The organism is Acinetobacter sp., assembly GCF_041911495.1.
Taxonomy (GTDB): Bacteria; Pseudomonadota; Gammaproteobacteria; order Pseudomonadales; family Moraxellaceae; genus Acinetobacter.
Map to the genome: position 1 here is coordinate 23,458 of NZ_JAYROT010000016.1, position 12,639 is coordinate 36,096.

The window sequence follows — 12,639 nt, forward strand, 5'->3', positions numbered from 1 at the left end:
ACCATATAGTTTGTTTTTACGATTTATGCGAACTATTTTCCTGAAAGGATCTGATTATGCGCATGACACTTCGTCAGCTTGCAGTCTTTGTCGCTGTAGCACAAGAAGGTACGGTCACCAAAGCTAGTGAAGCAGTACGTTTGACGCAAAGTGCGGCGAGTATGGCATTGTCAGATTTGGAAGATGGGCTCGGTTCGCCACTGTTTGATCGTCAGGGAAAACGCCTACAACTCAACGATCTTGGGCGTTATCTCTTACCGCAGGCTTTAGAAATTTTGGGTCGCTGTGAAGCCTTTGAACAAGCCGCTAAAGGTGAGCTACAAGGCATTGATTTGCGTCTTGGTGCGACCTTGACCATTAGTGATTATCTCGTACCTGATTTGATGGCAAACTTTTTATTACAACAGCCAAATGCACACCTACAACTGCAAGTCGGCAATACCCGTCAGATCATCGAAGCCGTGAGCCAATTTCAACTTGATTTAGCACTCATCGAAGGTTCATGTCATTTGCCACAACTGCAATGTATTCACTGGCAAGATGACGAACTTGCGGTGTGCTGTGCGCCTAGCCACCCACTTGCACAACTCGATCGCGCATTAACGATTAAAGATTTCGATGCAGTGGAGTGGATTCTACGTGAAGAAGGCTCTGGTACTCGTGAAGTATTTGATCATGCGATTTTGCAAGATTTACCTAATGCCAATATTCGCCTCACACTTGGGCATAATGAAGCCATTTTAAAAATCGTTGCAGGCGGTATGGGTGTGGGATGTGTATCCAAATTGGCGATTCAACCTTTCCAAGATAAAGGTCAATTGGTAATTTTAGACACGGCATTTTGGGAATTGACTCGTCCGCTATTTATGCTCGTACACCGCCAAAAATATCAAGGACCGGGCTTAAAAGCTTTAATGCAGTTCTGTGAATCACAAGCAAAAAAAGAGGCGTAATGTCTCTTTGATAAATTTTAGAAACTGCTTAAATTACCAGCGACTATCACTTTCGCAGGCATCGCTGTCACCATCACCATCCATTTTGGTACCTGGACAATTTGCCACAAACCAATTCGCTTCTGCTTTTGAAGTCATCTCAGAACAATGCACACGACCATCGCATTTAAAGCCGTGCGGATTGCTATCCGCCTGAATATTGGCAATCGCTAAGGTTTCTTCATTCACCGATTGGTTTGCTAGGTCATGACGATGTAATGATTTTTGCACAAAGTTATAAGCAAATAGTCCACCACTTATTACGACTATTATTGAAAGCAACCAAGTAAAAAGAGAGGTAGTTGGTTCTCCTCGAGGTGCTCTTTGTCGAGGTCTAGAATTGATTCTTTCAGGCTGGTGCATGTCTGACGCTTGCTGTACATCAGGATAATCCAACCGAGTGATATTCACTGCTTTGTTTTTATTGGACTTTTTATCCTGAGTAATAGCAAAGGTCAGTCGCTCACCGACTTGCGGTAGAACGCCTTTTGGAAAATCTTTGATGTGAAAAAAGATGTCTTGACCTTGATCATTTTGAATAAAACCAAAGCCACGCGCTTGATGATAATTTTTAATTTTCCCTGATTGAATCATGTCGTTCTCAAAAGCGCTTCACCATGCATCAAAAACATGGTGAAGCGGAAATAATTCTAAGTTGATATAAGATTCTAACTTTTAATCAGTTTATAAAATCACCGAATCGTTATCCTTTCTGCACCGAACCAAAGATCTTATCCCCTGCATCACCAAGACCTGGAATGATATAGCCTTGTTCATTCAGCCCATCATCAATCGAGGCTGTGTAAATTCGAACATCAGGATGCGCATCTTGTACACGTTTGATGCCTTCTGGCGCTGCCACCAAGATCATGACTCGAATATCTTTACAACCACTTTGCTTGAGTACATCAATCGCCGCAACCAATGAACTTCCTGTTGCTAACATCGGGTCAATAATTATGGCAATACGATTGCATACATCAGGTACAAGTTTTTTATAATACGTTCGTGCTTCTAATGTTTCCTCATCACGCTCAAGACCAAGCACACTCACTTTGGCACTTGGGATCAAGTTTAATACTCCCTCAAGCATACCAATACCCGCACGTAAAATCGGGACAATAGTAATTTTCTTACCGACCATACGTTGCGTCGTGACTTTTCCTGCCCAGCCATCAATCTCAAAGTCCTCCACAGGTAAGTCTTTCGTCGCCTCATAGGTCAGCAGCATGGTGACTTCCTGCGCAAGCTCACGAAAGTTTTTGGTGCTGATGTCAGAACGACGTAACAAACCCAGTTTGTGACGAATGAGTGGATGACGAATTTCTTGAATATGCACGAATGCCTACCTTAAATGAACTACGATCAAACAGTGCTTATGATAACAACTTTCTGTTCGCTTGTGTGCCATTGATCTGCAAAACCACTGGTGTCAATCAAGATCAGATACATATAGAAATCTATAAAAAAACCACAAATCGAAATTTGTGGTTTTTTTACATCATTTATCAGTTTATTGAACAACTGCAATTTTTGCCATTTCTGCAAATTTCAATACAGGCTCAGGATAAATACCAAATAATAATACCAGTAATGCAGCACCAAGTACCATGATACCCCCTGCTGTTTGTCCCCAATGCCCTTGTGCATCAATACGTGGTTTAGACGGTGCCGTCATATACATCACCACCATGACACGCAGATAGTAGTACAAACCAATGCCACTACCAATGATGATCATCGCTGCTAAGAACCAGTTGGTTGCCGCCACAGCCGCCAAGATCACAACGAATTTTGCGATAAAGCCCGCAGTCAATGGAATACCTGCCAAAGACAACATCATCACCGTCAACGTCGCCGTCAATACTGGACGACGCCAAAACAGACCACGATAGTCCGCCAAGCTTTCCGCTTCATCCAAATTATTGTATGGGCTCGACATCAGCGATACTGCACCAAATGCACCAATCGTCGTCAACACATACACCGCAATATAGACGGTAATCGTGCTGACACTTGATACATCAGTACTCACCAATGCAATCAAAATATAACCAAAATGTGCAATGGATGAATATGCCAAGATACGTTTGATATTGACTTGAGTCACTGCAAGCAAGTTACCTGCAAGGATTGAAAGTACAGCAATCACCGTCAACACAGTCATCATACCATCAAGTACCAAAGTCCCTGAGGTCAAGAAATAGCGAAGCACTAAACCAAGCATTGCGACTTTTGCCACAGTGGCAAGGAAAGTTGCCATTGGCGTTGGCGCACCTTGATAGACATCAGAAGTCCATTTATGAAATGGCGCAAGTGATAGCTTAAATGCAGAACCAAAGACAATCAGTGCAAGACCAACTACCACCAGTGGCTCATTAATGACTTGCACGACTTTCATTGCCGATGACGTGAATGACATCTCACCTGTATAGGCATAGAGATAGGCAAAGCCCATCAACATCATTGCCGATGCAGTCGCAGACAAAACGAGATATTTCACACCTGATTCTAAAGATTGTGAACGCTGATAAGTATAAGCCAACATGCCATACACAGGGATCGACATCATTTCCAAGCTCATAAAGAACGACGCATAATGGGTACTGGTCACCATCAACATCGCACCAGCAACCGAGCTGAGCAAAAGAATATAAAGCTCTTCTTTGCTGTCTTTAAAGCTGTCGATATACGCATGTGACAAGGTACAACATGCCAATGCAGCGATCAAAATCATGATCATGTAGATCAATGCAAATGGATCGACTGTAAACAGCCCCATGACATTGCTTGGTTGAACACCCTGCCAAAATTGCCAAATAATATAAGCAACCGCAAGGTTTAGACCGATCACACTCACTGTCGCAACCAAAGTATGGTTACGTTTCAACGCCACCAAAAGCATGGCAATAATCGCCGTCACAGCAACGATCAATACAGGTGCGAGTGGCATGAGCTCCGAGATTTGTAATGTGAAGTTCATGTTATTGCACCTCCATCGGCTGAATCTGTGTCATCGGTTCAACCACCGAATTTACTTGAGGTAGATAACTATTGACGATCCATTCAAGGCTAGAGTTCGACACATCCAAGATCGTTTGCGGATACATACCTAGCCACACTAGACCGACCACACAAATCATCAAAATACTGATTTCACGTGCAGATAAATCTTTGAGTGGGCTTTCATAATGCGACGCTTGTTCAGGATTTGGCTCACCAAATAAAGAACGATGAATCAAGATCAAACCGTACAAACCTGCTAAGACCAAACTCGATGCAGCAAGAATCGTAAACACAGGGAAACGATCAAATGAACCCATCAAAATCAAGAACTCACCGATAAAGTTACCGAGTCCAGGTACACCCACCAATGCCGCCACGAAGAACATCAAGAAAAATGGTAAATAGCGGAACTGACCACGCATACCACCCATCAAACGCATATCACGTGTGTGCATACGTTCATAAACTTGACCGCACATGATGAACAATGCCGCAGATGATAAGCCATGTGCCAACATCATGATCATCACACCTTGGAAGCTCACGATATTTCCTGCGTAGATCGCAAGGAGAATAAAGCCCATATGTGAAATAGATGTGTATGCCAAAAGGCGTTTCATATCAGTTTGTTGATACGCTAAGACTGCGCCGTAGAACACACCGAATAAACCTAAAATAATGGCAATATTGGCAAATTCTGCTGAAGCTTCAGGGAAGAATGGAATCACAAAACGAAGCAAACCATAAGCTGCTGTTTTGATCAAAATCCCTGCTAAGTCTACAGAACCTGCTGTTGGTGCTTGCGCATGTGCATCAGGCAACCAACCATGAAATGGGAATACCGGTAGCTTTACTGCAAAACCAATGAAGAAACACAGCATCAAGGCATAATCCAAACCATGTGGAATCTGCGTACCAAGCAACTCCATATAGTTAAAAGTGATGCGTGCTGTTTCAGGGCTGACTTGCAATTGTTGGGTATAGTTGACCAATACCAATGCCAAGATACCCACCAACATGATCAGACCTGACACTTGAGTATAGACAAAGAACTTGGTTGCAGCATAAACACGAGAACGACCGTTCGAGCCTTTGTGTCCCCAAAGTGCAATCAAGAAATAGATCGGCACCAACATCATCTCCCAGAAGAAGAAGAACAGGAACATATCAATGGCAAGGAATACACCGATTACACCGCCTAAACTCCAAAGTAAGTTCAGGAAGAAGAAACCTTCGTTCTTTTGAATCTCAGACCACGAACAACCCACTGCGAGAATACCCAGTAATGCCGTCAATACTACCATCAGCATCGATAAACCATCTGCTGCCAAATGAATGCTGATTCCAAAGGTTGGAATCCATTGCACCATAAACTCAGCAGCCCATTCAGGTGTCGCACCTTGTGCTTCAAACTGAAAATTACCTTGTTGCCATAACATCAGCGATAGGACTAAAGTAATCGTCATACCGATCAATGCGATCCAACGTGTGACATTGGCACCCGCTTTAGCAATGATCCAACAAATAAAACCCGCAATAAAAGGAACTAATATCAGCGCAGGAAGAATCCAATTGTTTTCCATCTTATAACCCCACCTGCTTGACGATTAGGATGATCACTAACACAACAACACCTAAAGCAATACTCGACGCATATTCACGTAAAGACCCTGTTTGTCGCCAACTGGTAAACTTATGACCACCTTTGACCACCGCAGGAATCATCAACCACAATCCATCAACAGGATCACGACCAAGAATACGTGCAAGCAATAAATATGGTTTCACAAACACCAAGTCATACAAAGCATCAAAGCCAAAGGCACTACGCCAAATGTGCGCAACACCTGCACCAAACGACGTATTTGCCAGTTTTTTGACTGAACCATAAGCGAAAGCAAATAGGATAATACCAAGTACTAAACCAGTCAGTGCAATCCCGACTGCATACAATTCAATCGTGTGCTTATAGTGCTCAAGATCAGCCGTCATGTTAAATGCAGGAATATTTGCTTCAGTCAAAATATTCAACACTGGTGTTTGTAATACTGCACCCACCGCAGTTGAAAGTACTGCCAAAATCGCTAGTGGCAACCAATAGCTCACCCCTTTGATCTCGTGATAATGCGTTTTCTCTTCACCGAAGAACACCACCCAAATCAAACGGAAGGTATAAATCGAGGTCAAGAATGCACCTGCAACACCAACCCAGAATAATGTGCCGTAGGTTTCAATTCCTGTGGTATGACCATGCGCCCAAACTTGCCAAAGAATCGCATCTTTAGAGAAGAAGCCGACAGTAATAAATGGTAATGCAGCCAATGCACCACCACCGATGGCAAAGCAAGCAAATAAGAATTTATTGCGCTTAAACAAACCACCCATTTTGAAGATGTTTTGCTCATGATGATAAGCAAGAATCACCGCACCAGAAGACAAGAACAATAATGCTTTAAAGAATGCGTGGGTAAGCATATGGAACAGACCTGCTTGATAAGCTTCTGCGCCCACTGCCATAAACATATAACCGAGCTGACTCATAGTTGAGTAAGCAAGAATACGTTTGATATCGGTTTGTACCAATGCTCCAAAGCCTGCAACTAATAAAGTCACCGCACCAACGATGGAGATAAATTGCAAAATCTCAGGTGCCATTTGGAACACAGTATAAGTACGGCAAGTCAAATACACCCCTGCTGTCACCATCGTTGCCGCATGAATCAACGCAGATACTGGTGTAGGACCTGCCATCGCATCAGCAAGCCAAGTTTGCAGTGGAATCTGAGCTGATTTACCTGCTGCGCCTAAGAACAACATCAACGCTGTCCAAAATGCAATATTGCTATCAGTCAAAATGGTTTTGGCATTTTCAACGATATACACCGTATCTAATGTGCCAAACTGTTGATACAACAAGAACAAGGCAATCAATAAGAAGACATCACCAACACGGGTCACGGTAAATGCTTTGATCGCCGCCCAACCATTGGCAGGATTTGAATAATAAAAACCAATCAACAGGTATGAACACAGACCAACACCTTCCCAACCCAAGAATAACAACGCCAAGTTGTCACCGAGTACCAACACCAACATGCTCGCCACGAACAAGTTGAAGTAGGAGAAGAAGCGTGCATAGCCATCTTCACCACGCATATACCATGAGGCAAAGATGTGAATCAGGAAACCGACACCCGTAATCATGCCCATCATCAACAGTGATAAGCCGTCCAAGTGCAAGCCAAAGGTCGCTGAAAAATCACCGACATTAAACCATGTCCATAAGTATTGATTGTAAGCAGTACCGTCTGCTTGGACGAATTCAATCCCTGCAAACAATGCCACCAACGCTGATAAACCGACTGAACCAACACCGATCAGTGCCGCCACATTTTCAGAAAGTTTATCGCGACCCGCCGCCAATAAGATAAAACCAATCAGCGGAAATAGAATTGTTAAATATAAATAACTCATCCGCGCATCTCACTAGCTGCATCCACATCCAAGTGATGGAAGCGGTGATAAAACTGAAGGACAATCGCAAGTCCGATACATGCCTCGGCTGCTGCCAAAGTCAGAATCAAAATAAACATGATCTGACCATCAGGCTGTGCCCAAACACTGCCCGCCAAAACAAATGCCAACGCTGCAGCATTCATCATCACTTCAAGACTCATCAGAATGAATAATAAATTGCGCCGAACCATGACCCCACAAAAGCCCAATGCAAACAAAATAGTCGCAAGGATTAGTCCGTGTTCGATAGGAATATGACCCATTAACCTTGCTCCTTTTCTTTGCTAGAAATGACATTGCGATTGGTATTGCTTTCGGCAATATCTTGTTGCTCTTGAAAGGGATCACGTTTGCCCAAGTGGTATGCCGCTACCAATGCTGCAAGTAATAACATCGCTGCGACTTCAACCAATAGTAAGTATTGAGTAAATAAAGCAGTTCCGACTGCTTTAGGACCAATGACTTCTTGACCCATTAACGGTAGATTTTCAGTATTGCCTTTGCTAATCATCCACACCAACACCACCGCCATGATCACGCTCATCGCCGTTGGCCAAGCCCACGTTTCAGAAGTGAGCCATGATTTTTCTTGCAAAACTGTATGCGCACCGAGATTAAGCATCATCACCACGAACACGAACAACACCATGATTGCCCCTGCATAGACGATGATTTCTAATGCGCCTGCAAATGGCGCACCGACGATAAAGAAAATCCCTGCCACCGCAAGTAAAGACACAATCAAGCTCAGCAAAGCATGGACAGGATTCGAGTTGGTAATTACTCGAATGGTCGAAATAATGGCTACCAACGCCATCAAATAAAATGGCCACATCATGGTAATAAACTCCGTACATCGACTGGCGCACTCTCACGTTGCGCTTGTCCTTTTTCTTTACCTGTCACTGCCATACCTGTGATGCGGTAGAAGTTATAATCAGGATATTTACCTGGTCCAGAGATCAGTAGATTTTCTTTTTCATAAACCAAATCTTGACGTACATATTCACCAAGCTCAAAGTCTGGTGTTAACTGAATCGCAGTGGTCGGACAGGCTTCTTCACACATCCCACAGAAAATACAACGAGAAAAGTTGATGCGGAAAAATTCAGGATACCAACGTCCATCTTCTTTCTCTGCTTTTTGCAGCGAAATACAGCCCACTGGACAAGCCACTGCACAGAGGTTACATGCCACACAACGCTCTTCACCGTCAGGATCACGGGTCAACACAATACGACCACGATAGCGTGGCGGTACAATGTCCTCGCCTTTGACTTCTGGATAAAGAATCGTGTCACGTGGACGTGTGGCATGGCTAAATACCATAAACAATGAACGAATAATCGTTCCTGCACCGACCACGACTTTCCCTAAGGAAGCTAACATATTAATCATTTTTTCCTGCCTCCTTAGTTACCATAAAATCACAGCACCAGTGACTAATAAATTCACTAGCGCAAGCGGTAAACAGACTTTCCAACCAAAGTTCATCACTTGGTCATAGCGTGGGCGAATCAACGAACCACGTGCCAAGATAAACATCATCATGAAGAATAAGGTTTTGATAATGAACCAAAAGATTGGCGGTACAAATGGAATCTCAAGATTAAACGGCGCAAGCCATCCACCAAAGAATAGCGTCACGATCAATGCTGAAATCAAAATAATATTGACGTATTCTGCAACGAAGAACATGCCCCACTTCATCCCGCCATATTCGACGTGATAACCTTCTGCCAATTCTTGCTCAGCTTCTGGTTGGTCAAATGGATGACGGTGTGTCACCGCCACACCTGCGACCACAAAGATTAGGAAACCTAAGAACTGTGGAATGATAAACCACATATCACGCTGTGCTTCAACGATCTCACGCAAGTTAAATGAACCTGCAATCGCCACCACACCCATCAATGAAATACCCAAGAACACTTCATAAGAAATGGTTTGTGCTGCAGAACGTAGACCACCGAGCAAGGCATATTTGTTATTCGATGACCAACCACCGAACAATACTGCATAGACTGCAATACCTGCCATTGCCATAAAGAACAATAGCCCGATATTCATATCCGCCACACCCAGCGACGGACTCACAGGAATCATCATAAAGGATAAAACCGCAGTCGCCATCGCCACAGCAGGCGCAAGACGGAATGTCAACTTATCGACGAATTTTGGTGTCCAGTCTTCTTTAAACATGATCTTGAGCATGTCAGCAACGATTTGGAACATGCCAAAAGGACCAACACGGTTTGGACCATAACGGTCTTGCCATAAACCCAGCAAACGACGCTCGATAAATGACATCAACGCTGCCATCAGTACCACCACAAGCATAATGACAATAGCTTGAATCACCAAGAAAGCGGTTTCATAGCCGACAGCCCAACTTGGTAGAACGCGTAAAGATTCATTCATGATTTACACTCCTACCGCTTGCGCTTCAACAGACACCGCAACAGGCTCTGCTAAAGAAATGGTTGGCGCAAGTCCAACTGGATAACCGATATACCCTGTCGGTAAATATTCAATCACTTGAATCGGTAAATTGACAGTGCTATCGCCTGCTTTGACGGTAATGCGTTGTCCATCTTGTAGATTCATACGTGCTGCATCTTGCTCACCCACAGCAAACATCGCTTCTGGAATGCGTGATTGCATCGCAGGGGTTTTCACAGTGAATTCACCTGAAGCAAAGATATGGTGCATCGGCACAAGGCGGAACGCATCAGGATTGGCAACCACGGCATTCGGTGCAACATAGCTTCGTGCAGGACGTTTTGCCAAACGGTCGAATAAACGAACCCCTGCATCACCGCCTTTGAGATGCCCACCGACTTGATCTTGGTATTTATTCCAAGATTGTGGTGAGTTCCACCCTGGTGCCCACGCAAAAGGAATCAATGAAGATGCCTTTTGTGGACCCACATAACCTTCCATCGAGAAGGTCAATGCAGAGTCGGCATCTACAGGTTGTTTTGGCTCATGCACATTCAGTGGTGCAATCATGGCCGTGCGACCAGAATAACGACGTGGTTCACGGGCAATTTTCAAACCATGAATACGATATTCGGCATTCGGTGCAACATCACGAATCGCTTCAAGTTGCGGTACATTCTTCGCCACGCTGTCGATCACATGATCAAGTACAGTCCATGAAATCTCTTTTGATTTCAAACCTGTTTCGATGGCATGTAACCAACGCCAAGATTCTTTGATCACATATTCAGGTTTGTAGTAGCTTGGATCATAGACTTGATAGAAACGCTGGGCTCGTCCCTCCTGACTGACCACTGTACCATCTGCTTCTGCAAAGCTCGCCGCTGACAATACATAATCCGCCGCTTTCACCGTTGCAGTTTCACTATGATCGAGCACGATCACGCTGTCTGCTTTATTCAGTGCGGCTTTGACTTGCGCTTCAGGCAATTGACGGAACAAATCATTTTCAACAATGATCAACGCATCATAATCTTGTGCCAAGGCTTGCTCTAAACTCTGACCACCAAATAGCGCCAAGCCCATTGAGTTGACTTCAGGCACGGTCAAACTCAAGCCTGCATTTTCACCCAAAGCCTGCGCCACACTTGCCGCCGCTTCCATGATCGCAGGATCTTGTAGGCTCGTACCTGAAATAATGAGTGGCTTGTTCGCAGTTTTTAAGCTGTTCGCCATGCTTTCAGCGAATGCTTTGGCATCATCATCCAATCCTGTGATCGGCTGACCTTGTAGCGCTGCTGCCACCGCAAAACCTAAACGTGCAATATCATTCGGTGAAGCAACCACTTCAGCTTCTGCAATATCAGAAAGACGCGTTTGAGTTGCCGCCAAGATATACACTGGCGATTTGGCGTGTTGTGCAATACGTTGAACTGGCTCAGCAAGCCAATCTTGGGTTTTGCGTTCCGCTGCCATTTGTTTGGCTTTATTTTTTGCCGACTGACGTACAGACAATGCCATACGTGGTGCAGTTTGAGTTAAATCTTCACCCAAAATTAATACTGCATCGTAGCTTTCAATCTCACGCATACTTGGGTTATAAATACCCTGTGTTTGCATAATATCAGCAGCAAGCTCAACCAAACTTTGCGTTTTTTGGCTCATCCCTGTTGAGTAGTTGTCCTTACCCACCAATTCACGTAGCGCAAAATTTGATTCCAAACTTGCACGTGCCGAACCAATGCCCAAAACCTTTTTCGCTTTAATGGTCGCAATCACTTGGTCTAAAGCATCATCAGTGCTTAAGGTGCTGACATTGCCATTGGCACGAAGCTGTGGTTGACGTGGACGATCGGCACGATTGACATAACCAGTGCCAAAACGACCTTTATCACACAAGAAGTATTGGTTGACGTCACCATTGAAACGATTTTCTACACGGCGAATTTCACCATAACGCTCACCTGGTGAGATATTACAACCACTTGAACAGCCATGACAGACGCTCGGTGCATACTGCATATCCCATTTACGGTTATAGCGTTCCGAATGAGTTTTATCGGTAAATACACCTGTTGGGCAGACTTCAGTCAAGTTGCCTGAAAATTCAGATTCTAAAGTCCCTGATTCTGGACGACCAAAGTAAACACGTGAAGCACTCGCATACACGCCAAAATCTGTACCACCCGCATAATCTTTGTAATAACGTACACAACGATAACAAGCGATACAGCGATTCATCTCATGTGCTATGAACGAGCCGAGTTCTTGGTTGTGATGGGTACGTTTGGTAAAGCGATAACGACGACGATCATGACCAGTCATCACGGTCATATCTTGTAGGTGACAATGTCCACCCTCTTCACAGACTGGACAGTCGTGCGGATGGTTGGTCATCAACAATTCTACAATCGAGGCACGGAAATCCACTGCCTCTTTGTCTTCAATCGAAATATAGGTATTGTCTGAAGCTGGTGTCATACACGACATCACCAAACGACCACGAGTGTCTTCTGGATTTGCATATTGTGTCACTGCACACTGGCGACAAGAGCCGACCGAACCTAAGGATGGATGCCAACAAAAATAAGGAATATCAATCCCCAAAGACAAACATGCTTGCAGCAAGTTCTCTGAGCCATTGACCTCATATTGTTTTCCATCGACATGTATAGTAGCCATC

General features: G+C 44.2%; 11 protein-coding genes. 1 reads left to right on the forward strand and 10 read right to left on the reverse strand.

Features of this window, described 5'->3' with window-relative positions:
- Window positions 1-56: 56 nt before the first annotated feature.
- Window positions 57-953, forward strand: coding sequence for a LysR family transcriptional regulator GigC (gene gigC / locus ACE3PQ_RS02035; RefSeq protein ID WP_374294761.1), 897 nt, complete (start codon window positions 57-59; stop codon window positions 951-953).
- A gap of 33 nt (window positions 954-986) precedes the next feature.
- On the opposite strand, the gene ACE3PQ_RS02040 is transcribed toward gigC, so the two are convergent.
- The 10 genes from ACE3PQ_RS02040 to nuoG form a co-directional block, all read right to left on the reverse strand.
- Entirely contained in the window at window positions 987-1,586 is a 600-nt protein-coding gene (locus tag ACE3PQ_RS02040; RefSeq protein ID WP_374294763.1) for a cold shock domain-containing protein, read from the reverse strand.
- A 109-nt stretch (window positions 1,587-1,695) separates the two neighbouring features.
- Window positions 1,696-2,331, reverse strand: coding sequence for a uracil phosphoribosyltransferase (upp, locus tag ACE3PQ_RS02045; protein ID WP_374294765.1), 636 nt, complete (start codon window positions 2,329-2,331; stop codon window positions 1,696-1,698).
- A gap of 174 nt (window positions 2,332-2,505) precedes the next feature.
- On the reverse strand, window positions 2,506-3,975 hold the full coding sequence (gene nuoN / locus ACE3PQ_RS02050; RefSeq protein WP_298892700.1) for an NADH-quinone oxidoreductase subunit NuoN: 1,470 nt from the start codon (window positions 3,973-3,975) through the stop codon (window positions 2,506-2,508).
- Window position 3,976: 1 nt separating this feature from the next.
- A complete protein-coding gene (nuoM, locus tag ACE3PQ_RS02055) occupies window positions 3,977-5,581 on the reverse strand; it encodes an NADH-quinone oxidoreductase subunit M (protein WP_374294769.1) in 1,605 nt (534 codons plus the stop codon).
- Window position 5,582: 1 nt separating this feature from the next.
- Complete coding sequence (nuoL, locus tag ACE3PQ_RS02060; protein ID WP_374294771.1) at window positions 5,583-7,472, reverse strand: NADH-quinone oxidoreductase subunit L; 1,890 nt, start codon at window positions 7,470-7,472, stop codon at window positions 5,583-5,585.
- Entirely contained in the window at window positions 7,469-7,777 is a 309-nt protein-coding gene (gene nuoK / locus ACE3PQ_RS02065; RefSeq protein ID WP_092620345.1) for an NADH-quinone oxidoreductase subunit NuoK, read from the reverse strand. The genes nuoL and nuoK overlap by 4 nt, the downstream gene beginning before the upstream one ends.
- Window positions 7,777-8,352, reverse strand: coding sequence for an NADH-quinone oxidoreductase subunit J (gene nuoJ, locus ACE3PQ_RS02070; protein ID WP_374294773.1), 576 nt, complete (start codon window positions 8,350-8,352; stop codon window positions 7,777-7,779). Before nuoJ ends, nuoK begins: the two co-directional genes overlap by 1 nt.
- Window positions 8,349-8,903, reverse strand: a complete 555-nt coding sequence (nuoI, locus tag ACE3PQ_RS02075) for an NADH-quinone oxidoreductase subunit NuoI (protein WP_298892743.1) — start codon at window positions 8,901-8,903, stop codon at window positions 8,349-8,351. Before nuoI ends, nuoJ begins: the two co-directional genes overlap by 4 nt.
- Window positions 8,904-8,930: 27 nt before the next feature.
- Complete coding sequence (gene nuoH / locus ACE3PQ_RS02080; protein ID WP_374294775.1) at window positions 8,931-9,935, reverse strand: NADH-quinone oxidoreductase subunit NuoH; 1,005 nt, start codon at window positions 9,933-9,935, stop codon at window positions 8,931-8,933.
- Between the two features lie 3 nt (window positions 9,936-9,938).
- Window positions 9,939-12,638, reverse strand: a complete 2,700-nt coding sequence (nuoG, locus tag ACE3PQ_RS02085; protein ID WP_374294777.1) for an NADH-quinone oxidoreductase subunit NuoG — start codon at window positions 12,636-12,638, stop codon at window positions 9,939-9,941.
- Window position 12,639: the final 1 nt, after the last annotated feature.